The 24,614-nt window shown below is 64.9% G+C and carries 25 protein-coding genes; 16 read left to right on the forward strand and 9 right to left on the reverse strand.

The features are described from left to right. Window positions 1-7 precede the first annotated feature (7 nt). From N536_RS0122740 to N536_RS0122750, 3 genes are all read left to right on the forward strand, one after another. Window positions 8-1,126 carry an acyl-CoA dehydrogenase family protein gene (locus tag N536_RS0122740; protein WP_029115722.1) on the forward strand — a complete coding sequence of 373 codons (1,119 nt, stop codon included), beginning with the start codon at window positions 8-10 and terminating at the stop codon, window positions 1,124-1,126. Continuing rightward, window positions 1,127-2,338, forward strand: coding sequence for a CaiB/BaiF CoA-transferase family protein (locus N536_RS0122745; protein WP_064751578.1), 1,212 nt, complete (start codon window positions 1,127-1,129; stop codon window positions 2,336-2,338). A 126-nt stretch (window positions 2,339-2,464) separates the two neighbouring features. Continuing rightward, window positions 2,465-3,211: a FadR/GntR family transcriptional regulator gene (locus N536_RS0122750; protein ID WP_029115724.1), complete on the forward strand. Its 747-nt coding sequence runs from the start codon at window positions 2,465-2,467 to the stop codon at window positions 3,209-3,211. Between the two features lie 15 nt (window positions 3,212-3,226). Here N536_RS0122750 and N536_RS0122755 read toward each other — a convergent pair whose 3' ends face one another. Next, window positions 3,227-4,762 (reverse strand): AMP-binding protein, encoded by a 1,536-nt coding sequence (locus N536_RS0122755; protein WP_029115725.1) that lies wholly within the window; start codon window positions 4,760-4,762, stop codon window positions 3,227-3,229. A gap of 397 nt (window positions 4,763-5,159) precedes the next feature. Here N536_RS0122755 and N536_RS42285 point away from each other — a divergent pair, with 397 nt between their 5' ends. From N536_RS42285 to N536_RS0122785, 6 genes are all read left to right on the forward strand, one after another. Then, window positions 5,160-5,306: a mechanosensitive ion channel domain-containing protein gene (locus N536_RS42285; RefSeq protein ID WP_155948691.1), complete on the forward strand. Its 147-nt coding sequence runs from the start codon at window positions 5,160-5,162 to the stop codon at window positions 5,304-5,306. A gap of 48 nt (window positions 5,307-5,354) precedes the next feature. Then, a complete protein-coding gene (locus N536_RS39205; protein WP_231514613.1) occupies window positions 5,355-5,714 on the forward strand; it encodes a hypothetical protein in 360 nt (119 codons plus the stop codon). Window positions 5,715-5,784: 70 nt separating this feature from the next. Continuing rightward, a complete protein-coding gene (locus N536_RS0122770) occupies window positions 5,785-7,107 on the forward strand; it encodes a phenylacetate--CoA ligase family protein (RefSeq protein WP_036437313.1) in 1,323 nt (440 codons plus the stop codon). 31 nt (window positions 7,108-7,138) lie between these two features. Beyond that, window positions 7,139-7,831, forward strand: coding sequence for a hypothetical protein (locus tag N536_RS39210; protein WP_051574701.1), 693 nt, complete (start codon window positions 7,139-7,141; stop codon window positions 7,829-7,831). 172 nt (window positions 7,832-8,003) lie between these two features. Next, window positions 8,004-8,621 (forward strand): TetR family transcriptional regulator, encoded by a 618-nt coding sequence (locus tag N536_RS39215; protein WP_255358487.1) that lies wholly within the window; start codon window positions 8,004-8,006, stop codon window positions 8,619-8,621. A 147-nt stretch (window positions 8,622-8,768) separates the two neighbouring features. Further along, window positions 8,769-9,302: a PaaI family thioesterase gene (locus N536_RS0122785; protein WP_081809342.1), complete on the forward strand. Its 534-nt coding sequence runs from the start codon at window positions 8,769-8,771 to the stop codon at window positions 9,300-9,302. 15 nt (window positions 9,303-9,317) lie between these two features. On the opposite strand, the gene N536_RS0122790 is transcribed toward N536_RS0122785, so the two are convergent. From N536_RS0122790 to N536_RS0122800, 3 genes are read right to left on the reverse strand one after another with little or no spacing between them, the layout of a single operon-like run. Further along, entirely contained in the window at window positions 9,318-10,118 is an 801-nt protein-coding gene (locus N536_RS0122790; protein ID WP_029115728.1) for an SDR family oxidoreductase, read from the reverse strand. A 23-nt stretch (window positions 10,119-10,141) separates the two neighbouring features. Beyond that, entirely contained in the window at window positions 10,142-10,894 is a 753-nt protein-coding gene (locus N536_RS0122795; RefSeq protein ID WP_029115729.1) for an SDR family NAD(P)-dependent oxidoreductase, read from the reverse strand. Further along, the gene (locus N536_RS0122800; RefSeq protein ID WP_029115730.1) at window positions 10,894-12,132 is read right to left on the reverse strand and encodes an acyl-CoA dehydrogenase family protein; all 1,239 of its coding nucleotides are present in this window, start codon (window positions 12,130-12,132) and stop codon (window positions 10,894-10,896) included. Before N536_RS0122800 ends, N536_RS0122795 begins: the two co-directional genes overlap by 1 nt. Window positions 12,133-12,151: 19 nt before the next feature. On the opposite strand from N536_RS0122800, the gene N536_RS0122805 reads away from it, so the two are divergent. From N536_RS0122805 to N536_RS0122815, 3 genes are read left to right on the forward strand one after another with little or no spacing between them, the layout of a single operon-like run. Then, a complete protein-coding gene (locus tag N536_RS0122805; protein ID WP_231514606.1) occupies window positions 12,152-13,219 on the forward strand; it encodes a phosphotransferase family protein in 1,068 nt (355 codons plus the stop codon). Continuing rightward, on the forward strand, window positions 13,216-13,809 hold the full coding sequence (locus N536_RS0122810; protein WP_029115732.1) for a TetR family transcriptional regulator: 594 nt from the start codon (window positions 13,216-13,218) through the stop codon (window positions 13,807-13,809). The genes N536_RS0122805 and N536_RS0122810 overlap by 4 nt, the downstream gene beginning before the upstream one ends. Window positions 13,810-13,858: 49 nt before the next feature. After that, window positions 13,859-15,439 carry a class I adenylate-forming enzyme family protein gene (locus N536_RS0122815; RefSeq protein ID WP_231514607.1) on the forward strand — a complete coding sequence of 527 codons (1,581 nt, stop codon included), beginning with the start codon at window positions 13,859-13,861 and terminating at the stop codon, window positions 15,437-15,439. Here N536_RS0122815 and N536_RS0122820 read toward each other — a convergent pair. From N536_RS0122820 to N536_RS40850, 3 genes are all read right to left on the reverse strand, one after another. Then, a complete protein-coding gene (locus N536_RS0122820) occupies window positions 15,436-16,314 on the reverse strand; it encodes a TIGR03620 family F420-dependent LLM class oxidoreductase (RefSeq protein ID WP_036437316.1) in 879 nt (292 codons plus the stop codon). The genes N536_RS0122815 and N536_RS0122820 overlap by 4 nt on opposite strands. 82 nt (window positions 16,315-16,396) lie before the next feature. Next, window positions 16,397-17,161, reverse strand: a complete 765-nt coding sequence (locus N536_RS0122825) for a hotdog domain-containing protein (protein ID WP_197040211.1) — start codon at window positions 17,159-17,161, stop codon at window positions 16,397-16,399. 108 nt (window positions 17,162-17,269) lie between these two features. Next, window positions 17,270-18,574: an acyl-CoA dehydrogenase family protein gene (locus tag N536_RS40850; protein WP_051574703.1), complete on the reverse strand. Its 1,305-nt coding sequence runs from the start codon at window positions 18,572-18,574 to the stop codon at window positions 17,270-17,272. A gap of 145 nt (window positions 18,575-18,719) precedes the next feature. On the opposite strand from N536_RS40850, the gene N536_RS0122840 reads away from it, so the two are divergent. Genes N536_RS0122840 through N536_RS0122850 form a run of 3 tightly spaced genes read left to right on the forward strand, consistent with a single transcriptional unit; the run spans window position 18,720 to window position 21,519 of the window. Further along, complete coding sequence (locus N536_RS0122840) at window positions 18,720-19,847, forward strand: amidohydrolase family protein (RefSeq protein ID WP_029115736.1); 1,128 nt, start codon at window positions 18,720-18,722, stop codon at window positions 19,845-19,847. Between the two features lie 56 nt (window positions 19,848-19,903). Next, the gene (locus N536_RS0122845; RefSeq protein ID WP_029115737.1) at window positions 19,904-20,347 is read left to right on the forward strand and encodes a Zn-ribbon domain-containing OB-fold protein; all 444 of its coding nucleotides are present in this window, start codon (window positions 19,904-19,906) and stop codon (window positions 20,345-20,347) included. Window positions 20,348-20,355: 8 nt separating this feature from the next. Continuing rightward, entirely contained in the window at window positions 20,356-21,519 is a 1,164-nt protein-coding gene (locus tag N536_RS0122850) for a thiolase family protein (protein ID WP_231514608.1), read from the forward strand. Between the two features lie 58 nt (window positions 21,520-21,577). Here the strand turns inward: N536_RS0122850 and N536_RS0122855 are convergent, their stop codons facing one another. Next, complete coding sequence (locus N536_RS0122855; protein ID WP_029115739.1) at window positions 21,578-22,468, reverse strand: SDR family NAD(P)-dependent oxidoreductase; 891 nt, start codon at window positions 22,466-22,468, stop codon at window positions 21,578-21,580. Window positions 22,469-22,492: 24 nt separating this feature from the next. After that, window positions 22,493-23,962 carry an aldehyde dehydrogenase family protein gene (locus tag N536_RS0122860; RefSeq protein ID WP_029115740.1) on the reverse strand — a complete coding sequence of 490 codons (1,470 nt, stop codon included), beginning with the start codon at window positions 23,960-23,962 and terminating at the stop codon, window positions 22,493-22,495. Between the two features lie 265 nt (window positions 23,963-24,227). On the opposite strand from N536_RS0122860, the gene N536_RS0122865 reads away from it, so the two are divergent. After that, window positions 24,228-24,614 (forward strand): Zn-ribbon domain-containing OB-fold protein, encoded by a 387-nt coding sequence (locus tag N536_RS0122865; RefSeq protein ID WP_081809345.1) that lies wholly within the window; start codon window positions 24,228-24,230, stop codon window positions 24,612-24,614.

Genomic DNA, 24,614 nt, shown 5'->3' on the forward strand with positions numbered 1-24,614 from the left:
TTGGCTCATGGCGTTGATCACGACGGCCGAGCAAGAGGAACTACGAACCGTGATCCGGGAGTTCCTCAAGCGGTACTCCTCGGAGGCGGACGTCCGCAAGCAGATCGACGGCGAGCTCGGCTACGACCCGCAGGCGTGGCGGACTGCCGCCGAGCAGATTGGCATGCATGCCTTGGCGATTCCCGAGGAACTCGGCGGTGCGGGGTACGGCTTCGACGAACTCGCGGTCGTGCTCGAGGAGACGGGCCGCGCGCTCTTCACCGCACCGGTGCTGCCGAGCGTGGTGCTTGCGCCCGCCCTGCTTCTGCGCTCCGGAGACGAGCGGGCGTGCGCGCGGTACCTACCCGGAATCGCCGACGGTTCAACGGTTGCCACCGTCGCCGTCAGCGAGCGCGCAGCGAGCTGGGAAGAATCAGACATCAACGTCGCCGCCACGAGGGACGGGGATCGCTGGCTGCTCGACGGCACGAAGGCCTACGTGCTCAGCGGTGCCGAGGCGACGCTGATCCTGGTCGCCGCGCGCACCGCACGAGGGGTTTCGCTGTTCGCGGTCGAGAGTTCCGCAGCAGGGTTCGGCGCGATGCCGCTGCCCGTCATGGACCTCACCAGGCGGTTGGCTCGGGTGACCTTCGAGAATTGCCCTGCCGTCCTCGTCGGCACCGATGGCGAGGGGTGGGACGTGCTCGCCCACGTCTTCGACTACGCGATCGTCGCGTTGGCCTGTGAACAGGTCGGCGGAGCCGCCGCCGTGCTGGACGCCACCGTCGACTACCTGAAGATGCGCGAGCAGTTCGGCAGGCCCATCGGTTCGTTCCAGGCGATCAAGCACCGGTGCGCGGACATGCTCGTCGAATTGGAGTCGGCCCGCTCGGCCGCCGCGTACGCGAGTGCCGCCCTCGCGGCGGGTGCCGACGACGCGTCGCTGTCGGCGTCAATCGCCAAAGTGTACTGCTCGCAGGCGTTTTACCACATCGCCGCGGAGAGCATTCAGATGCACGGCGGCATCGGCTTCACATGGGAGCATCCGGCGCAGCTCTTCTTCAAGCGGGCCAAGTCGGCCGAGACGATGTTCGGTTCACCGTCGGCTCATCGCGAACGGATCGCCAAACTCGTCGGGATGAACTAAGTGACCACGCCGGACTCGACAACGGAAGCCGACGGACTGCTGGCGGGAGTCCGAGTACTCGACTTCGGCAAGCACGTCGCCGGGCCGTGGTGCGCGGCGCTGCTGGCCGACCTTGGTGCCGAGGTGATCCGGATCGAGCGGCCAAGCGGCGGCGACGACCGCTTCATCGCGCCGATCGCCGACGACGGTTCCGGTGCCATGTACATGGTGTGCAACCGCGGTAAGCGTTCCCTCACGCTGTCTGCCCATCGCGCTGAGGCCGCGGACGTCGTCGAGGCGCTGCTCGGCACCGCGGACGTCGTGGTCGCGAACCTGCCACACGAGACCAGGCGCCGAATGGGCCTCGACTGGGACGAACTCCACGAGCGTCACCCACGACTAATCTTGGTGACCGCTACTGCCTTTGGCGATGATGGTCCGTACTCCGAGCGGATCGGGTTCGACGGCACCATCCAGGCGATGAGTGGCGCGATCGCACTTTCGGGAGAGCCAGGTGCCCCGACCCGGTGCTGGGTGCCCTACATCGACTTCACCACGGGCAGTCATCTCGCGTTGGGCGTGCTCGCCGCGATGCTCGCGCGGGAGCGCACCGGTCGAGGTCAGCACGTCGACGGGTCGCTGCTCAATACCGGCCTGTTGATGGGCAATCGGGAGACCGTCGAGACGAGGGTGACCGGGATACGGCGGCAACCGACCGGCAACCGAGGCCAGACGTCGGGCCCATTCGACGTGTTCGCCACCCGCGATGGCTTCGTGATGGCGTCCGTCGTCGGTGATCGCCAGTTCGAGCGGTGGTGCCATCTGGTGGAGCGGGAGTGCCTGCGATCCGAGGAGCGGTTCGCCACCGACACCCTGCGGGGAAACAACGGCGCGGAATTGTCGGCAATCTTCGCCGAGTGGTGCGCCAGCCGATCGACGGACGACGTCATCGCCCAATTGGGCGGGGCGGGGATCGCGGCGGGTCCGGTGCTGCGTCCCGAGCAGCTGCTGGACGATCCGCACGTCACGTTCACCGGGCAACTCGTCGACGTCAGCTATCCCGGCATGCCCCGGCCTGCACCGCTTGCCGACTTTCCCGTCACGCTCTCCGAAACCCCTGGCACCATCCGCGGACCCGCTCCCACGTTGGGCGCCGACACCGATGACATACTGTCCGAACTGGGTTACCCGGAAGACCGGATCGAGCACTGGCGAAAAGCAGGCGTGATTTGACCCCCTGGAGTCCAGTGCACAGCCGGCTTTACCCTTACAATGAGCAAAATCATTCGAATAGATAAGACGCATGCAGCGAGCACGTCGTTGGTCTGGTGCGGGATCTGAAAGGAACGGTTCGACGGGATGCGAAAGTCCGCGATCGTCAAGATCCCGAAGGCCAGTGAGCTCGTTGCTGCCAATCTTCGGCGGCAGATCGTCACGGGCGACCTCGCGCCAGGGGACTTGCTGCCGAACGAGGCCGTGCTGATGCAGGAGTACGGAGTGTCCCGTCCCACGCTTCGTGAGGCATTCCGCATCCTCGAGTCCGAGGCCATCATCGTCGTGTTGCGCGGAGCCCGCGGTGGCGGTCGCGTGCTGGAACCGGACGGTGCGGTCGCCGCCCGTTACATGGGCATCCTGCTGCAGTACCAAGGCGTGCCGCTCAGTGACGTGTATCGGGCCCGCACCGAGATCGAGGTGTCCGCGGTCGGAATGCTTGGTGGCGCCAAGCGCAAGCCTGCGGTTCGAGTGCTCGAGCGGTTGGCTCAGGAGGCCGAAGGCTTGCTCGGCAACGACGATGGCTTCGCCGAGCACGATCTGAAATTCCACACGGCGATCGTCGAGGCGACCGAGAGCACCACCTTGGCCGCGTTGAGCAAGATGCTGTTCCAAATCGTCGAGGCCCACAACGCGGTGTTCATCGCGTCGCACCCCAAGGGCTTCAGCACCTCCGTGAACAAACAGGCCCAACGCGGTTACCTGCGACTGGTCAAGCTCTTGGCGGAAGCCGACATCGAAGGTGCGCAGAAGCACTGGCGGCGCCACCTGGAAGCGGCCGAGTCGTACATGATCGCCGAGGGCGACACCGCCCTCGTCGAAGTGCTTTCCTAGCGCGCAGGGCACCAACTACCGCGCGACGTTGGCTCCACCGGGATAGCCGCCGCCACCGTAGGCCGCGTCGAGGGCGTCGTAGTCGGTCAGCCCATTCACCATGGGAATCGACTCGGCGAACTCGACCGCCTTCGGCTTCTTGTACGAGGCGATGCGGGCTCGGCAATGGTCGATGAGTTCGTCTGCAGTGAGAGTCTTTCCCGGCTCTAGGACCACGATCGCCTTGACCGACTGCGTGAACTGCGGATCAGGGACGCCGATGATGGCTGCTTGCTTCACCGCGGGGTGTCCGGTGAGGCAGTCCTCGACCTCGGGCGGATAGATGTTCTCGGCCGCCGACTTGATCATGCGCGTCAGCGTGCCCATGAACTCAATGGTTCCGTCGGCTTCGCGACGACCTTGGTCGCGCGTGTGCCACCAGCCATCACGCATGCGCGCGGCATTGGTGTCAGGCCGATTCCAGTAACCCAGGTGGACGGTGTCGCCGCGGATCGCGATCTCGCCGGGCGTGCCGTCGGGTAGCTCGTTGCCCTCGGCGTCGACGATGCGCACCGCACACAGTGGAGAAGGGCGACCGGAATTGCCCGTTCCCCGTCCACCCCACGCGTTCAGCACAGCGAGGCCGGTGACCTCGGTCTGGCCGAATCCGCCTGTGTGTCTGGCCCAGAGGCTCGTGTCCGGGGGTAGCGCGTCACCCCACACCGGCTTGAATGGTCCGGCGTGCAGCGAGCTGATGTCATGCTGCGCGTCCTTGTTGAGCTCCAGCATCTTCAGGATGGTCGGCGGCATCAGGAATGCCGAGGTGACGCCCTCGGCGGCGATGATCTGCAGCAACTCCGCCTCGTCGACGCGGCGCACGAAGATGTTGGTGCCTCCCATGACGAACGTTGGGAGCGCGTCGAACTGGAAGTTGCCGATGTGGAAGAGCGGCCCAGAATTGATGAAGACGCTGGTGTGATCCGCCTCAGTAACCCGGCCCGTGAGAGTGGCCATGGTGGTCAGATTGCGTTGCGAGAGCATGGATCCCGCCGGCCGATCGATGATCGCGGCCGTGTAGATCACCAGAAGCGCGTCGTGTGGATCGGCCTCCGACGTCACTGGCTCCGTGCTGAATTCGGCGATGCGTCGCTCGTAGGAATCGGGATCGTCGGAGTCGTGCTGAATCCACACTGCGCTCTGGCCGGCAAGGGCGCGCGCCTGTGCGACCTGAGCACCGATCTCCTCGTCCTGCCACACGATGACCTTGGGGTCGAAGTCATCGATGACGAACGCGAGTTCCTCGCCGGACTGCCGCCAGTTCACCGGGCAGATCATGGCGCCCAACCGGGCGCAACCGATCATGAGCTCGAGGAATCGCGCAGCACCCTGGGCCAGCCACAGCACTCGATCGCCGCGACCGACGCCGTGGTGCGCCAACAGCCGCGCGGCCTGGTTGACGCGATCGTCGAACTGCGGCCAGGTGTAGCGCGTCGGGCCATCGATGACGGCTAGTCGAGTGGGGTACCGCCTGCGGTGCTCACTGCAGATGTCGGACAGTGTGAGATCGGGCATCGCTCTTCCTGGGTCGCATACCTGCCGGGGCGATTACGCCACCGAGCCTAACCTTACACCGTAATGTCGAAGTCGAAGTCGAATCGCTTGACCGAAGCGGCGGAGGCCGCGTTCGGGAGCTCTTCGAAACTACGTCAACTATACATCTAGATAATTGTCCTAGATGCCTCTAAGCTCACTGCATGTGGACCCTCGTCACCAGTGACGGCCGACGGCTAGCGAACATCGCTTCCGAGCACGATGCGCGCCGTACCGTCCACACGCTGGGCACTACGCAGTTGCGTGGGCCCTTTTGTTGGGACGTCGTGGATGAACACGGGCGACGGTTCGTGGCCGAGATCGGGTATCGAACGCGCCGCTCTAGCGACGAGCACACACAGAGAACGATGGAGTAGACATGCAATTCCAAATTGGCGATACGGTTCGCGACGGCACGCACGTCGGTACCGTCACGGACGTCGGAACCGTCCTCGTTCAGGTCGAGACGAATGAAGGCACCTCGCGGGTGGTCTGTCCCTGGGAGCTCGTCAGGATCCGGACCTAGCGCGATGGGCTCAGGACTCGCGTCGGGCCAAAGGAGGCGGTGATCGTGATGCAGAACTTACGAGAAACGAACCTAGCGTGGGCGCTCATCGAGACCGTCAAGCCGCGCTTGAACGCTCGCGAATGCAACGACGTCTTCGTCGTCATCGGTGCCGGCGACACGTTCGCGGCAATCCGACGGTTGTTCAAATTGGTTGTGGTCAAACAAATTCCGCTACATGCCGAACTGGTGCAACGGTGTTCGACGTGGCTCGACACCTATTCGAGCCATGAGGAGGAGCAGCATCTTCGCCGCCTCGTCGCACGGTTCTTGATCGGATACTCGGCGCAACGGTCGACGACTACGCGGGTTGGACTCGTGGCAATGGCCCGGACTCTTCCATCATCGGCACATTACGCTGTAAGGTGATGGCCATCACTGCCGCGTCCACCGGGTGCGTCAGGTCACGCCGAACAACGGCCGAAGTACGCGGAGGAACATGAACACGAGTGCTGACATCGGCACACCGGACGATCGGTTCTTCGAGCCGGGGCTCGAAACGGCCAGCCGCGAGGAACTCACTGCCCTGCAGGAGAAGCGGATCGTCGAACTGGTGCCCTATGCGTGGGAGCGCTCGGCGTTCTACCGCGAACTGTGGTCGGCGGCCGGCCTCGATCCAACGTCCGTTCGGTCGATCAGCGACTTCGTCGAGAAGGTGCCCACCTTCTCCAAGGACGATTTGAGGGCATACCGCGCTCGAACCGGCGATCCGTTCGCCGGACTGCTGTGTGTCGATCGCAGCGAGTTGACCTCCATCACCTCGACGTCGGGCAGTTCGGGCGCGCCCGAACCGATTCCCGAGATCTGGGACGTGGCGCCGCCGTTGCCCACGATCTATTCACGTGACCTCTGGTGTCTGGGGCTGCGGCCCGGCGACAAGGTGTTGATTCCCGCGGGCACGTTCCGCAATTACTTCGACGGCTTCTTCGAGATGCTGGGGGTCGTACCCGTATTCATCGACGGCTGGATCGGTCAGGGCGAACAACTGCTGAAGGCGATCGAGCAGTACCAGGTCAGCTATTTGCAGCTGTTCCTGCCGACGGTATTGGAGTGGGAGAAGCTCGAGCAGAAGTACGACGTCAGGGCCATGCTCTCCTCGCTGAAGGGAGCGTCCTTCGCCGGAATGCCCCTCGGCAAGGCGCTGAGCGCCAAGGTGCGCGACGAATGGGGACTGAACCTGTTCACCTACACCAGTGCGGGGGACACCGGCACGGCCTGGGAGGGCGTCGAACACGATGGCTACCACCTCTGGGAGGACACCATGTTCGCCGAGACATTGGACCCTGTAACCGGAAAGGCCGTCGGCGACAACGAACTCGGAGAGTTGGTCTCTACCGACCTGGACAACTTCGCGGCTCCGTACATCCGGTTCCGGACCGGCGACCTCGTCCGTCTGAACCGCGAACCTGCGCCGAGCGGCCGCACGCACGCAAGGATGTGGGTGGTCGGCCGCGCTGGTGACGAGATGTCCATCGCGAACAAGGCGCTACTGCTCTCCGACATCTGGGAACACGTCGAGTCCATCCCTGAATTCAGTGACGCGATGTTCCAGGTGGTCTACGAAGAGCCGTCACCCCGGTTGCGAATCCGACTCGGCTACTCGCCAGAACTGACCTCGGACGTGGACGAGCTGCGGAACAGGGCGAGCGGACTGCTTGAGAAGGGACTCGGCGTCCCGATCGACGCCGAACTGATCAACGTCGACACGTTGCTCGCGAGCAGCAAGAGCGTGGCGAAGTTCTCCCGGAAGGTGAAGGCGTGAGCAACGAGCGAGAAGCGGAGCGGGATCGCGCATGAGCAGAGCGACGATGACGGCGCGGGCTGCGGAACTGCCCCGTGCACCCATCTACGGCATCGGCCGCTATGAAGTCGGAGCCGAGCCGTTCGACTTCGAGATCGGATGGCCGGAATTTGCGCGTGATACCGCGTGGGCGCAGTCGCAGTTGACGCGAGCCGGCCTGGCTGCCGGTGACGCCGTGTTGATCACTGCACTGTCGTGTGAGGGCCCTTGGTTTGGGCCGGTGCTACGTGCGATCAAGGCGCTTGGCATCACCTATCTCCCCGCCGAGGTGTACGCGTTCGATGCAGGCCGGTCGGCCTCGCTGTTGCAGCAATTCGACGTCAAGGCGTTCATCGGGCTCGGTGCAGAGACCGTCGACGGGTGGATCGAGAAGGAGCTGTCCTCACAGGACCTGCTCAAGGGCGTGGACGTGGTCTGGGCCCGTCCGGCGGCGCTCGCCAAGCTGGCCGGCGTCGGCGCCCGCGTCGCACCGGTCTTCCCGCTCGGGCCGGCGTTGGCGCTGGGGATACCCGGTGAGTCGGTTGCGGAAGTGAACGGCGCCGAGTGGCGGATCGACGACCAGGGCGGATTGCTGAACGTGTCGAACGTGGCGGACCGTGCGGCGGCGTTCGATCGCTCACCGACTGGTGTTCGCGGCACCGTCGCCGACGTCGACGGACGGCACCTGGTCACCTTGGCGGACTAGGTCGGGAAGGGCGGGCCAGCCTCAATCGCGGGCCGTACCGGCGACCTCCGTTACGATCTGACCGGACGTCATCGAAGGATCGGAGTGTGAGATCGCCGAGAACAATCGGTCAGCTGCTCAGGCTCGCCGTTCCCCAGCACGCAACAAGCTACCTGCGCTGACCGAAGAGCAGATCGTCGAAGCAGCACTCGAAGTCATCCATGACGAGGGGTTGGAAGCGCTGTCGATGCGGCGGTTGTCGCGACAGCTCGGACGCTCCGCGATGGCCGCGTACTGGTACGTGTCGGACAAGCAGGAACTCCTGGACTTGGTGGCGGGAAAGTTGCTCTCCCGAGTCGAGCTGCCCGATCCGGACGCTGGTCCGTGGGATGAACGACTACGCGCGGTCATCGACGGCATTGACGCGCAGCTGCACAATCATCCGGGCATTGCATCGATTCTGCTCGAACGGATGCGCAGCACCGATCGCCGGCTGATGAACGGCATCATCGAGATCCTCGTCAGTGCTGGTTTCGTTGGTCCGCGAGTGTTCCTGTCGTACGCCATGATTCACACCTACCTGTTCGGGCGATATCAGGTCGTCGAATTCGGAGTCGACGTCGAGGAACCTGAACTGGTCGACCTCGAGGACACCATCGTCGAACTGCGGCCTCATCTCGCTGGACTACACGGGCGCGACTTCTTCAGTTACGGAGTCGACACCATCATCGAGGGCTTGCGCGTCCAGCTGGCGGCATCCCAGACGCCGAAGTCACCGAGCAAGCCGCGGGCGGGGCGCGCCAAGAAGTAGGGGCCACTTGCCGCGCTCGGTTTGACGGGTCGGAAGCGGGGGCACAACTGTACGGTGTACAGTCACAGTGGTGCGTACGGAAGGGGCGATGGTGTACATCGAACGAGCGGCAACTGTTCTTTCACTCCTGGCCGGCGGTCGCACCGAATGAGTGCGGGCACACCGGAATCGGATCTGTTGTCCTGGGTGGGCACGGACTTTCAGTCGATGCCCCGCAGCGAGGGTGGCGTTGCGCTGTGCGGCGCGTGCCTGCCTACCGGACGGTGTCGGCTCGGTGTTACGCAGGAGAAATTGAGGGACGACGACGTGCTGACCTCGGACCTGGCCTGCCCAGCCGACCACGAGGGCGGACCGAACGTGGCTCATGGCGGCTGGACGGCCAGTGTCATGGACGAGATCCTCGGTCACGTGCCGATCGCCCACAACCAACTCAGTGTCACCGCCACGCTCACGGTGAACTTCCGCAAGCCGGTGCCGATCGAGCGCCCGCTGCAGGCCCGCGCGTGGATCGACAAGATCGAGGGCCAGAAGTGGTTCATCTCAGGTGAATTGGTACTTCTGCCGAATGAGAGCGTGCTCGCCACTGCCACTGGTATCTGGATCGCACGCGACGTGGCGCACTTCGCTCGTCACGAGGCTTGGCTGGCCGAACAGGATGCTGCGGCGCAGCAGTCGACGTAACGTGACACCCGTCGCCTAGCTCGGCACCGTGCCCATGGCCTGCAGACGCTGATTCGTCCGTTCCAGCCAAGCGTCGTAGTCCGTGGCCTTCCGCAGGAACGACTGTCCCACTCGCGGGTGCGGCAAGGCCAGGAAATGGCCCCGTGCAGCCGCATCGAGTGCTTGCCGGGCGCAGTCCTCTGGCTCCACCACCTCACCGAGTGTTTCGAGATCGACAGCGGTCGGACTCCTCGTCTCGTCGTCCTCGTTGCGGCCAAGCATGCCGGTGTTCACCGCGTTCGGGCATAGGCACGTCACCTGAATTCCGCGATGCGCGTAGTTGAGAGCGGCCCATTCTGCGAAGCCGAGCGCGCCGTGCTTGCTCATCGTGTACCCCATGAACGACGGCCCGGTGATCAATGCCGCTGACGAGATCGTCTGGATCAGCCAACCCTCACCGCGATCCAGCATTCCGGGTAGCACCGCTTGGGCTGCCCAGACGTGGCTGAACATGTTCACGTCGACCACGCGTCGAACGGCTTCGGGCGTTTGGGCGAGCCCGTCACCGCTGTCGCTGTAACCGGCGTTCGAACAGAACACCGAGACAGGGCCGAACTCGCGCTCGGCGCGGACGACCAGGCCGTCGACGGCCTCCTGGGATCCGACGTCACAGTGCAGGCCAAGACCGTCGATGCGCTCGGCGACCTTGCGTGCTCGTTCGACGTTGAGATCGGCCACCACGACCCGGGCGCCGCATGCACTGAGTTCCTCCGCGAGCGCACGTCCGATGCCATGACCACCTCCGGTGACGACGGCGCAGCGATCCTTCAGGTTCATCGTTCAGCCTCCCGTGTTCGTGCTCAGACGTGTCCGCCGTCGACCGCGAGCACCTGACCGGTGGTGAAACTCGCGGCGTCACTGGCTAGGTAGAGCACGGCGCCCGAGATCTCCTCGGGGCGGCCGACTCGGCCCATGAGTGCTGTGTCGCAGGCCCGTTCACGCTGGGCTGCGGTCCATGACGTCATGACGTCGGTGTCGACGGCGCCGGGCATCACCGCGTTGACGCGGACGGCGGGAGCGAAGCGCTCCGCGAATGACTTGGTCATGTTGTTCAGACCCGCCTTCGCCGCGGCGTACACGATCGCGTGCGCCGCACCCACCCGGGCCGAGATTGTGCTGATGTTGACGACGCAGCCAGCACCGGTGGCGGCCATTCGGGTACCGACGAGCGCCGTCAATCGGAAGTGGCCCTTGAGGTTCAAGGCAATCATCTTGTCGAACATCGCCTCGTCGACGGTGTCGACGTCGTCGTAGAGCAGCGACGCGCCGGCGTTGTTGACCAGGATGTCGATCCGGCCGGCTTCGGCGTACGCCTCCTCGACGACGCGATCGCATTCGGCCCAACTGCTGACGTTGGCGGGCAGTGCGTATGCGCGTCGGCCGGTTTCGACCCGGATTTCCCCCGCCGCGCGCTCGCAGGCCTCGGCCTTACGACTGACCACGATCACGTCGGCGCCGGCCCGGGACAGCGTCCCCGCGATCTCGCGACCAATGCCCCTGGTGCCGCCCGTGATTAGGGCCACCCGCCCGGACAAGTCGAAGGGTGCTTGCATCAAAAGAGATCGCCGCCCGCGGCAGCAGCGGTGGTGCCCGAGTGCTCGAACGCCTTCACCACGCTGCGTCCGACCATCCATCGGTGGACCTCGTCTGGGCCGTCGATGATCCGATTCGCACGCGCTTCGTTGAGCCAGGCGGCCAACGGCAGATCGTGGGTGTATCCGAGAGAGCCGTGGATCTGCATCGCAGTGTCGAGGACATCGCACAACATGTTGGCGATGAAGGTCTTGGCGATCGAGTTCTCCTGACGGAGGTCTAGCCCATGCTCCATCTTGTACGCGATGTGCAGAACCATGAGTCTGGCCAGATAGAGCTTCTCGGCGCAGTCGGCGAGCATCCACTGGATGCCTTGCCGGTCGGCCACCCGTTCGCCGAACGTCACCCGCCCGCAGGCGCGGGAAGTGGCCATGTCAAGCGCCGCTTGGGCTTTCGCGATACTCCACATGCCGTGCCGGAGTCGGCCGTAGCCGAGCCGGTGTTGCCCCATCGCAAAGCCTTGCCCGATGCCGCCGACGATGCGGTCCCCGGCCACCTCGAGGTTGCGAATGCGAACCTCTGCGTGTCCCATCGTGATCTCGTCAGCGAATCGCACTTCCGCGTCCTCGCCGAGCACGGGGATGTTGCGCACGATCTCGAAGCCGGGGTCGGGTAATTCGACCAGGAACGTCGAAAAGCGTTGGTGACGAGGCGCCTTGGGGTCGGTCATCGCCATCACGAGTGCCAACTGCGAGATGCTGGCTCCCGAGGTAAACCACTTCTCGCCGTTGAGAATCCAGTTCGACCCGACCGGCACCGCCGTGGTCTGCATGCCCGTCGCGTCCGCTCCGGCGGCCTTCTCCGTCATGGCGAAGCAGACGCGAAGGTCGCCGTTGACGAGCGGAACGAGATAGCGCTCCTTCTGCTCGTCGGTGCCATGTTCGATGAGCGTCAACATGGTCGCGTCCTGCGGGCCCATGCAATTGAGTGCCCACGCGCCGAGGTGAGTGAAGGACCTTCCGACCTCGACTTGGACGACGGCGTTCTCGAGCTGGCTCAAGCCCATTCCGCCGTACTCGACGGGCACGAACGGACACCACAAACCCTCGGCACGGGCCTTGCCCTGCAATTCGCCGACGATGTCGAAGAAGGGCTTGGTCCCGATCAACGGCTCGGCGGGCAGCACGGTCTGATCGATGAAGGCGGCGACCCGCGTGCGCAGGTCCAAGGCCTCCGGGGGAAGCGTGAAATCGATCATGTGTCATAGACTGACAGCGTTGACAGTCTATGTCAACGCCGCCTACGCTGCCGACATGGCCGATGACGTGGCACTCGATTGCGACCGCTTGAACGCGTGGATCGGCGATCGCCTGCCCGGCGAGGGAGCAGCGTTGAGCGCAGCACGCCTTGGCGAAGGCACGGGGATCGCCAATGCGCTATTCCTGGTCACGCGCGGCGACCGCGAGTGGATTCTGCGCAGACCCCCGGCGGTCAAGAACGATCCCACCGCCTCGAATACCGCACGGGAATGGCGAATCCTCGACGCGCTCAACGGAACAGCCGTCCCTCATCCCAACGCGGTGCTGTACTGCCCCGACGCCGACGTGATCGGAGCGCCGTTCCTCATCATGGAGGTCATCGACGGATTCACTCCGGGATTCGAACTACCACAACCGTTCGCCGGCGACATGACCCTGAGGTACGAGCTGGCGATGGCCTACGTCGACGGCATTGCGGAGCTGTCTGCGGTCGATTGGCGCGCAAGGGGTCTGGAGGGCTTGGGCAAGCCCGAGGGGTTCCTCGAGCGTCAGGTTTCACGCTGGCTGGCTCAACTCGACCGCTACCGAACGCGTGACCTACCGCACCTCGAGTTCCTGGCCGACTGGCTCGGGTCGAACTTGCCGACGATGAGCGCGGCGGGGCTCATCCACGGTGACTACAGTCCCTTCAACGTGATGGTCGCCCCGAGGCCGCCCGCCCGACTGGCCGCGATCATCGACTGGGACACCGGCACGATCGGTGATCCGCTCATTGATCTCGGGCACCTGCTCGCCCGATGGACCGAACCCGGCGAGGAACCGGTCATCACCCTGCAAGCCGGGGGAGTGCACGGGTACCCGACACGGGCCGACCTCGCGCGACGGTACGGTGAGCGCACTGGACGCGACCTCAGCGCACTCCCGTACTACGAGGCACTGGCTCTGTTCAAGCTGGCAATAATTCTCGAGGGCAGACACGCCCGGGAGGTCGACATGGGTGCCCCGGCTGAGCGCACGTCGATGGCGACCATCGTGCCTGCGCTGCTTCGTGGGGCGGCCGACTTCGCCACGGGTAGGCGGCAATGACGGAACCGCTTGCCGTACGTCGGCGCCGCCTCCTGCGCGAAGAGCTGGGCCGAATCGCGGTCAACCTGTTCGCCGACGAGGGATTCGACAACGTCACCGTGGCTGACATAGCCGTTGCCGCAGGCATTTCCGAGCGCACGTTCTTTCGATACTTCGAATCGAAGGACGAAGTGGTACTCGACTACGAACGGATCGTGCACGATCGACTGATCGACGCGGTCTCGGCGAGGCCTGGCGACGAAGGCGCCGTGACGGCGCTTCGCGAGGCCTATCTGGTGACCTCTCACGTGGAGCCAGAAGCGCGGGCGCGCGTGGTGCAACTCGCGCGTATCCTCGCCGACGCTCCGGGACTGCGTGCCCGGGCGCATGGGGAGCGCCTCACCCGCGACGACGCACTCGTCACGGAAGTGCACCGACGGCTTCGCCGCGGCAATGCGATGCACGCCAGAGTGGTGGTGACCGCGATGGACGCCGTGGCGGCCGCCGAGTTCCGGGCCTGGGCGCAGTCCGGAGGCACGGACGACCCTGCCGAACGAATTGGCGCAGCATTGCGATTGATAGAGGATGGGCTAGTTAATCTAGATGATTGAGTGAGCCTGACCGCCCATGGCTCCTCACGCCGGAGGATGGGATTGCACCTTGACTGTTGCACCGCCGCGGGAAGGCAGGTCGTACGTAAGCGGACTCGACGAGTTCGTTTTCGTGCCGGCCTCGGTGGGTGACGCGTTGATCGCGCTGTCGGCAGATGCTGCTGACGAACCCGCCTTGATGTGGATCGGTGAATCCGTCGCGGAACAGATGAGTTGGTCGCAATTGGCTGATCGAGCACTACGAGCGCTCGCGACGCTGCTCGAGCTGAACCCGGACCGTCGCCGGGTGGCGTTGGTGGGCCCCAACTCCGTCGACTGGGTGGTGGCGATGTTCGCGTGCGCGCTCGGCGGCATGCCGGTGGTGCCCATCAGCGCGACGGCCACTGCAGACGAAGCACGCCACCAGCTGGCGCGCGCTGCTGTCGGCGTGGTCTTGGCTGACGAGGCCAAAGGCGTTCTGGACCATATACGGGCGACCGCCCCGGCGTCGTCACCATCGCCTGTCGTTCGCGCTCTCGCCGGGCTCTGCGGGACGAAGCCCGCAAGTCCCCTCGAGGTGTCCGCCGACGACGAATTCCTCGTCCAGTTCACCTCGGGGACAACGGGGTTACCCAAGGCGGCGAGCCTGTCGCATCGTGCGGCGCTGAACACCGGCGCAGTCTTCGCGCGGGCGTGTGGTGCGCGCAAAGGTGATCGGTGGTTCAACCCGCTTCCGTTGCACCACGTCGGCGGGCTCGTCACCGGAATGCTCTCGGTGGTGTCCTTCGGCGGCGCCTACACCGTCGTCGAGAGATTCAGCCCGAGAATCGCACTCGACGCCATTCGCCAGATTCAACCCGCGTGGGCAGGCCTGGTGCCCACCATGGTGATCGACATCCTCGGCCTACCTGGCGTGAATGCGGACGACTTCGCGAGCGTGCGCACGGTGGCGGCAGGCGCATCGGCGGTGAATCCACAGCTCATCGATGACATGGAGGCCCGCCTCGGAGTCACGACGATGGTGGGCTACGGGCAGAGCGAGGCGCCTGCGATGGCCGCCAGTTCGCCCGACGACGTACCGCGGGTGCGCACCCAGACCCTTGGCCGATGTCTTCCTGGACGTGAGCTCGCCATCCGGAACGACGCAGGCACCGTGCTGCCCACCGGCATGGTGGGTGAGCTCTGCGTGCGCGGACCCCTGTGCATGTCCGGCTACCTACGGACGGATGGCACCCTCGACCCCGCCGTGGACGCCGAGGGATGGCTGCGCACCGGTGACCTGTGCTCAATGGACGACGACGGCGTACTCGTCTTTCATGGCCGGCTCCGCGAGGTAATCATCCGCGGTGGCCTCAACGTCTATCCGGCGGAGGTCGAACAGGCTTTGTCCACGCACGAATCCGTCGGCGAACTCACTGTTTTCGGGGTCAGCGACCTGCGCCTCGGTGAGCGGGTCGTGGCCGCCGTCATACCCGCTGGGCCGACGGCGGTGGATGTTGGGGAGCTCGCGGCGCTCGCCGATGAGAAGTTGAACAGGTACAAGCGGCCGAGCGAGTACTTCGTCGTGTCTCAGTTTCCTCGCACGAGCTCAGGAAAGGTGCGCAAGCACGTGCTCCAAAAGTGGTATGCGGAGGGCGTTCTAGATCACTAAATGGATGCGAACACCTCGGCCAAGTCCTGCCACTGTCCGGTCGGCAAGGTGCCTGGCGGCGACAGGACATTGAGGCACACGTGGTCCGCTCCAGCATCGAGATGTTCCTGGACGCGCGCTGCGACCGCAGTAACGTCGCCGTGCGCGACGAGGGCATCGACGACGTTGTCGGCCACAGCGGCGACGTCGTCCTCCGAGAACCCGCACCGATGCAGGTTCTTGGCATACACCGGCAGTGCCAGCGGGAGAAACTCTCGGGCCAGAGTCCGCGCCGCGGCGGCATTCTTTCCGAGGACGACTTTCACTTCGGGGACCAGAAGCGGGCCTTCGCCCAGGATGGAGCGGGCGGCAGCGGTATGGGCGACGGGCGAGTTGTAGGTATGCGCCCCCGCACCGCGCTCGCCGGCCAACGCAATCATCTTGGGGCCGAGCGCGGCCAGTATCGGAGCTGACATCGAGGGCGGAGAAACACCGACGTAGTGCGCTGCGTCCATCGCGTCCAGGTAGGCGCGCATGGACTCCAACGGACCGGTGTTCCCGCCGTAGTCTCCTCCGCGAGCGGTTGCCACCAACGGGTGGCTGATGCCGATGCCGAGCATGAAGCGATCTGGGAAAGCCTCGGACAGCGACCGCTGGGCGCTTGCCATCGACTGGGCATCGCGGCCCCAGATGTTGGCGATGCCGGTGGCGATGGTGATGGTCGAGGTGGCGCTCAAGGACAGGGCGCTCAATGAAAGAGCTTCTCGCCCAAATGCTTCGGGAAGCCACACTGTGCCCCAGCCTTGCTGTTCCAGCGACTCGAGGGCCTGCTGGGTCTCCTTCCACGTCACGGTGTCGAATGCCATCGTCCAAACGCCGACTCTGCCAATGCCCATCGGTATGTCCGTTCTTCGGGTAGTTGACTTCCAATGCGACGCGCTCGATATGTGCACGCACACCCGGTGTACCAAGTGGCCACTATTCCGTCGTTGCCACGTACGTCGTGTCGGCCATGATTGCCAGCCGTCCGTCAGGTGCATGCACTTCCGCACGGGCGACGGTCAACCGGCGTCCTCGATGTGGCACTGAAACCAGGCAGCGCGCTCGCCCACCCGTGGCCGGAAGCGGTTTCGGGAATACCGCCCGAATGTCGGCCACGCGAAGTTCTTGAGCTGGTGTGCCCTGGTGCACCACGAGGTCGATCGCGCGTGCAGCCATGAGCGCGCCCATTCCGCCGTGCACGTTGCCGAACAGGTTCGAAAGTTGTACCCCCAATTCGAATTCGACGACGGCCTCGACAGGCGACAGGTGCACGACGTCGGTTCCGAGCAGTGCATCGACGTCCGAGAACCTGCTGTCCGTGGCCGTTGAGCGTTGCGCACCAACGTCGCTGCCCGTCGACAAGAGGTCGGGTGATGGGACGAAGACACCGCCGAGGGTGGCCCGCGCGACCTCATTTCCGAGGCCGTCGTCGATGGACCCGTCGGTGAGCCCGAAGGAGCCGTCGATGTAGCGCACGGTTGCCCCGCAACTGAGCACGGTCGTCGCGGGCCGGACTTGACGCGTGAACTCGATGTGCAGATGCGAAGTGACCATGGCGGTCGGCCGCTCGAAGCCCTCAATCAGTGCCATGCCGAGGCAGCTGTCGGCGAGCACCGCGATGGCGCCCGGCACCAGTGCCCCACCCGGTTCGCACACGGTATCCGTGATCTGCATGTTTCCGGTCAGCAGCTCGCCGCTCATGAACGGGTCATCCAAGCCGCACGTGATTCTCGCAGGGATGTCGGGCATCCTTATGCGTTGCGGTTGCACGTCTTTCGGTTGTGGTACGGGAAGGGCCACGCCAGGCACCTAGATCCCGAGCCGATCGAGCAGCCGCTCGTGGGACAACGCCGGCCCACCGAAGAGCAGGCTGCCCGAGAGGGCCCGCAAGACCAGCGGGACCGTCGCCGAGTCGTCGTCACAGATTTCGGCGACCGCCGTGGTGACGCGTACCGCTGCGCCGGAGCACCCGACGTGGGCGGCCGCCGCGGACGCGGGCGAGGCATCGGTCAGCGCCTGCTGCCATAGTGCACGAGCCGCCGCGTGTGCCAGTACCACCTCGGCAACGCGGTGATCGTCGCCGCCGCCAGTGTCACGCAGTACGCCGATTGCCTTCTCGATGAGGCCCACCTGCTCGCCGGCCAAAGCTGTTGAGGCGCGGTCGATCAACGTCCACATCAGCCTGCCGCCACTGCCCTCCGTGCCAAGCAGGGTCGCAGGCGTGTCATCGAACGTGACGCCGAACAATGGCCGGGTTGGGTCGATGACGTCGTGCTCGGTCACGCGGAGCCCTCTGCTTCCGCCCTCGACGGCGAATAGGGACGGGCCCGCCGTCGACCGTGCGATGACGAAGATCACGTCGGCCGAATCCGCTCCGGGCACGTAATGCTTCTGCCCGCTGATCGTCCATCCGTCCTCGGTGTGCGCAGCGCGCGTCTTGACGAGCACCGGGTCCCACGCTCCGGTCTCCTCGGCCGCGGCCAGCGTTGCGGTCAGTTCATCGGCCTCGATCCGGGCTGCATACCCGGTTGCCACGTCGCAACGTGGCACGGCCGACGCCGCCTGCCATGCCAGTGCCTTGGTGGCGAAGAACGCCGAGTCTGCAAGAGCGTGCCCGTAGGCGCGTGTCGCCGCGCCAAGCCCAGCGCTGCCCTCCTTGGCGACGAGCGCCGACCAGTCAGCCTCGGGCGGATAGTCGATGCCTTCGACATGCGCGGCGAAGTAGCCGTCACCATTCGCCCGGACGGCCCCTCGCGCGGCATGCGCCCGTCTGCTGAAGTGGGTCCGATCCATCGCCAGTTCCAGGAACTGACCGCGTAGCGGGTTACCCGTGTCGGCGACCAGCTTGGGTCCGAGCACCGTCGCCACGAAGTCGGATGCGACGGCCCGCGCCTCGGAGTGCAACGCCGATGCAATTGCCTCGTCGGCGTTTCCGTTGGCGCCCACCAAGCGTGCCGCTTCGACGCGAACGAGAAGCTGGCTCAGATCGCGTCTGAGCGCGCGATCGTCCCACGTCCACGTCGAGCGCATCAACGCCGACAGCACATCCGCGGTGAGCAGTGCATCGACGTCGCGGACGGCCCCGTTGAGGGACGATCGATTGTCGGTGGGCATGAAGGGGTACCTCGCTGTCATGGGCGGTCGGGCATTCGCATGTACGGTCCCAACATTACAGTGTATAGTCGAAGATGAACGAGGTGCCCCGGTCAATGTCCTGACGAGCGGGCCCGGCTAAAAACGCGAAAGGACTTTGGTGAACATGGCCCAGGCAGTTGTCTCTCCGTCAGTGGATCCGACCATCGAGAGCGAGAAGATCTGGGCCCACTCGGGTGACTCCCACGCCATGGAGCCGGAAGACATCTGGACCTCGCGCCTGCCCAAGCACCTCGCCGACCGGGCGCCGCGGTCCGAACGCGGTGAGAAGTACGAGATCACTTACGTCGACGGCAAGCGACTCGACCGGCAACTCAACGACTTCATGGACGCGATGCGCCCGCCCGGCTTCCGCGATCTCGACATTCGTCTGCAGGATCTCGAGCAGGAGGGTGTGCGGTGTCAGCTCGCGTTCCCGTCATCGGGCTTCTGGTCGGCAAACATCGACGACCCCGAGCTGAGCAAGGCTGTCGCCCACGCTTGGAACGAGTGGGCGCGAGATGACTTCATGGGCAAGCAGAACCGGATTTTCACGCCGGCGATCGTTCCGTTGGTAGACGTCGCCGACACGGTGGCGGAGGTGGAGTGGGCAGCGGAGAACGGATTCCAGTCGATCTTCTTGCCCTGCGGCATGCCCGCGGAGCGCGAGTGGGGCCTGGAGCTGTGGAACCCGCTGTGGGATGCGGCGGCCGCCAACGACGTCGTGTTGGCCTACCACATCGGTACTGGTGGGGCGAACGTCGTGTACCGGGGTCCCGGCGGCGCGGTGGTCAACTACATGGAGACCACCTACCCGGGGATGCGCGTCGTGTCACATCTGGTCGCGAGCGGCGCCCTCGATCGTCATCCCAACCTCAAGATGCTCGTCGCCGAAGGCGGCGCGGGATGGGTGCCCGCGATCGGTGACCGCATGGACGAGGCATACCGCCAGCACGGCATGTTCGTCCGGCCGCGTCTGGACCGGCTGCCGAGTGAGATCGTTCGCTCCCAGGTTTACACGTCGTTCCAGCACGACATCAGTGCGGTCCAGGTAATCGAGGACACCAATTACTGGAATGTCATGTGGGGCGACGATTACCCGCACCTCGAGGGAACCTACGGCCACACGCAGCAGACGCTGCACGACATCTTCGACACGGTCGATCCGAAGATCAAGGATCGCGTCTTGCGCGGCACGTTCGAGGAGCTGTTCGACGTTCCAGCTACCGAAGAGCTGAGCCTGAGGACGTCCTGAGCCGTCGTTCATTTCGTCGCTTGCCAGCTGTCAACACCTCCGAGAAAGTCCGTGCCATGACGATCAGCGACGAAGCCCTCGTCGAACGCTTCCCCGGCCAGCCGATCACCCACGACAATGCGGAGCACTACCGTGGTCGGCTGGATCATCGGCTTCTGCTCGGCAAGTGCCAATCCTGCGGGCGCTGGCAATCACCACCCAAGCCGGTATGTCCGCAATGCTGGTCGTTCGACGTGGAATCGGCTCCTGTTTCGGGGGACGGCACGATCTACATGGCGATCTTTCTGCACCAGGGGCCGCCGGCCCCGGGGGTGGATTATTCGGTGCCGTATCCAGTGGTCACCGTCGAACTCGATGAGCAACCGGGCTTGCGTTTCACCGCGACGGTGGTCGGCGCCGACAACGACGCCATTCGCATCGGCGCCCGGGTTCGGCTGAACTGGATCGAGCGGGCGGGCATGCCGGTTCCGGTCTTCGAGTTGAATGAGGCGGCGAAATGAGTTCTCCCGTGCGAAATTCCATGAAGGATCAGGTGGCCATCGCCGGCGCGGCCACCACCGGTTTCACGACCAAGAACTCCGGTCGCACGCAAACCTCCTTGGCCGCGCAGGCGGCCATCGACGTCATCCGTCAGTGCGGATTGACGAAGGACGACATCGATGGTTTGTGCGGCAGCTGGCCGGCGGCACACGAATTGCAATCGGCCCTCGGGCTACCGCGCGTGACGTGGTTCGGGAATCCCGTGATTCCCATCGTCGATCACATCGCCACCGCGGCCGCTGCCGTGTATGCGGGGCTATGCGAGACGGTGCTCGTCTACCACGCGGCCTACCGTGCGGCATGGAATACCAGCGGAGCGTTGAAGGACCCCTTCCGACGCATCGCGACGCCTGGGCTCACCGAACCGCAGCCTGGACCCGACACCGTGGCGGCCGGAGTCGGCTACACGGCGTGGGCGTCCCGGTACGTGTACGAATTCGACGTCAAGCGAGAAGATTTCGGAATCGTGGCGGTCAACGCGCGGGCGAACGCCGTGCGGAATCCGGCCGCGGCGATGCGGGAACCGTTGTCGATGGACGACTATCTCTCCGCTCGAATGATCCGCGATCCGCTGTGCTTGTACGACATGGATCCCGCCGTCGACGGTGGCGATGCGTTCATCGTGACCACCACGGAGCGGGCAAGAGACCTCCGGCTGGCCCCGGCCCTCATCAACGCCGCTGTGCTGGGCCAGGTCTCGCCGAACAAGGAAGACCAGACCACGAGTTTGCGGGCCAATGGACAGCAGGTCGTCATCGATACGCTAAAGGCCAAGGGTGACTTCTGGCTCGACGAGGTCGACGTCTACTTCCCCTACGACGGCTTCACACCGATCACCCTCAATTGGATCGAGAACGCGGGGTGGTGTGCCCCTGGGGAGGGCGGTGCCTTCCTTCGACAGCACTGGGACCCGGCCGAGGGTCGGGTGCTCATCAACGGTCGGATTCCGGTGAACCCGCACGGAGGATCGTTGTCGGAAGGTGCAACGCAGGCATCCGGCCACATTCGTGAAGCGGTGCACCAGCTTCAGGGCATGGCGGGGGAGCGCCAAGTCGAGGGTGCGCAGCGTGCGCTGATCACCGCCGGCGGCTTCTTCTTCAACGCCCAAGGGTTGATGCTGCACACCGTCTGATCCGACATCAGAGAGATTCGGCCCGCCATCGCTGGCGGGCCGAATCAATGAGGGGGCCTTAGCGATCGATGGTCTCGCGCAGCTCATCCGGAAGGACACCTGCGGTGATGTCCTCCGACTGGCCCAGATCGGTCGGGAAGATGATCGACGTCCGCGCGAACTGGCCACCGTCGGCCGAGTGCAGCGTCTGCCCCGACATGTACGCCGATTCGTCCGACGCCAGGAACAAGGCGACATTTGCGTTGTCGCGCAACGTCGGTGGACGGTCGAGCCGCAGCGGCATCGCCCGGTTGTCCGGATTCCAGGGCATCATCTCTTCGTACGACTTCCCCAGCACGTCCGCGTCGGGCGGCAGTGCGAAGTTCACCGACATACCGTGCGTCGGAGCGAAGCCGATCGCACGGATCCCGTGCTTGCCGAACTCCAGTGCCGCCGCGCGGACCAGGCCGTTGGCGGCGGCCTTCGACGCCGTGTACATCGGAAAGCCGGGGTAGGCCGTGAACGCCGCGGCCGACGTGGTGGCCAGCAGCGTGCCGATGCGGCCATTGGCGATCATCCACTGCGCGGCATGCTTCCAGGCGAGGTAGATCCCCGTCACGTTGACCGCGAAGATGTTGTTCCAGTCCTCCAAGCGGGATTCGTTCAGTGGTTGCATGCCGAACCCCGGCTCGGGAATTCCTGCGTTGCCCCACATCACGTCCACCCGGCCGAACTTCTCCACCGTCGTCGCGACCAGTCGTTCCATGTCGGCTTCCACGCGGACGTCGGCATCGATGCCGATCGCGTCTCCGCCTGCATCGATCACCTCTTGCGCCACCTTTTGCGCCCGACCCGGTACCACGTCGCTGGTGACGATGCGAGCACCCTCGGACGAGAACAGCAGCGCCGCTTCCCGACCAAGGCCGGAGCCCGAACCGGTGATGGCTATTACCTTGTCACGCAACCGCATTGTCGTACTTCCTTCGGGTGATGGTCAGCCGACCGGGCTGGCGATGGTCTTGATGCGAAGGTACTCACGGAAGCCTTCGATTCCGTGCTCCACGCCGTCGCCGCTGATGCCGAAGCCGCCGAACGGTGCGTCGGGCGCCAGATAGAACGAGTTGTTGATGTTCACCGTGCCCGCCTTGAGCTTGCGGGCGACCGCCCACGCCCGGTCCTCGTTCGCCGACTGCACGTATCCGGACAACCCGAACTTCGAGTTGTTGGCCACCCGGACCGCTTCGTCGTCGTCACCGTCGTAGCGGATCACGCTGAGCACCGGCCCGAAGACCTCGGTTTGTGCGATCTCCGAGTTCTCGTCGACGTCGGCTACCACGGTGGGCTCATACCAGAAGCCCTTGCCGTTGACGTCGCCACGTTTGCCGCCGCACAGGATGCGCGCACCGGCGTCACGAGCGCGGTTGACGAGGCCCTCCATGCGATCGAGTTGCTCGGCCCGGATGATGGGGCCCACCACGTTGCCAGGATCGGTCGGATCGCCCCACGGCAGATTCCCCACCAGGTTGGTGAGCCGCTCGAGCACTTCGTCGTAGATGTCGGCGTGCACGATCATGCGGGTCGCCAGCGCGCAGCCTTGGCCGCTGCTGGACATGCACATTGCCACGCCGAGTCCGCAGGCCATGTCGAGGTTCGCGTCGGGCAGCAGTACGTTCGCCGACTTGCCGCCCAGTTCGAGCACCGTATGACGAATGCCGTTCGCGGCGCGCTCGGCGATGCGCTGGCCGACCGCGGCCGAGCCGGTGAAGTGGAACAGGTTGATGCGCTGATCGGCCGTCATGGCGTCGCCGACGACGCCCTTGTCCCTGGCGCTCAGGGTATTGATGACACCGGCAGGGATGTCGGTGGTCTCGGCGGCGATTCGCGCGAGTAGCGCGGCGGTGAGTGGTGTGTCGGGAGCGCTCTTGAGCACCACGGTGTTGCCGGTGGCCAGTGCGTGGTGCACCTTCCAGATCGCCGTCATGAACGGTGCATTCCACGGGGTGATCGCGCCGACGACGCCGTAGGGCTCGTAGCGGACCTTGTGATTGCTTGGCATTCCCATGATCTCGTATGGGGGCAGGTCCGACTCCCACGGGAATGACGTGCACAGGTCGTTGAAGTAGTCCATGCCGTCGATCCAGAAGTCGACGTGGGTGACGATCACCGACGATGCGACGCCGGCTTCGGCAGTCACCAGCTTGCGAATGTCGTCGGTCTCCTTGCGAAGGCCGAGCTGCAGCTGCTCGAGGCAGCGCCGACGGAACTCGTGGTTGGTGGACCAGTCGGTCTCGTCGGCGGCGCGCCGGGCCGCGGTGATGGCGTCGTCGACGTCCTCGAGGGACGCATCTGCGGCGGCGCCGACGACCGACTCGTCGGCTGGGCTGAGTACGTCGAAGCGCTTACCGGAGCGGGCTTCCCGAAACTCACCGTCGATGAAAAGCCGGCCTTCGTAGCTACCGTCCATGGGTTGTCCCTTCTGTTCAGTGAATGCGACCCACGCGAAGGAGCGGCCGCCCTCACGCGACCGCACTGATCAGTGGTAAACGCTGCTCGCCACTTAACCTTACGCTGTAACGTGATGTCAAGCACACTACGGAGGATGCGTGCTTGACTACACATCCTTGCACTGGCTTAATCATTTAGATATTAACCATCTACGCGGTGCGGCCACGCCCACCAGCCCTAGCATCTGTGAAAGAGGTACGGCGTTGAGTGCCAGCCAGCAACCTGTGGCAGAGGGCCTGTTCACGTGGCCCTCCGAGGAGCCACGCCTCATCGGCTCGGAACGCGACGGCCGGTATTCCTTTCCCGCCCGCCAGGGTGAAACCGAAGTGCTGCTCGAGCCGAGAGGGACCCTGTGGGGGTTCACCACTCAGCAGTTCCGGCCGCCATCGCCGCCCTACGACGGCGATGACACGGCGGAGACCTTCGTGCCCTACGCCCTCGGATATGTCGAGCTCGCCGGCCAGTGCCTCGTCCAGGCCCGGTTCACGGAGTCGGATCCGAACAAGCTGACCGTCGGCCAGCCGATGGAACTGCGGATCGTGCCGTACACCACGCGTCCGGACGGCACCGAGGTGCTCACCTACGCATTCGCGCCTGTAGAAGGGAAATGA

The organism is Mycobacterium sp. URHB0044 (assembly GCF_000620625.1).
Classification (GTDB): Bacteria; Actinomycetota; Actinomycetes; order Mycobacteriales; family Mycobacteriaceae; genus Mycobacterium.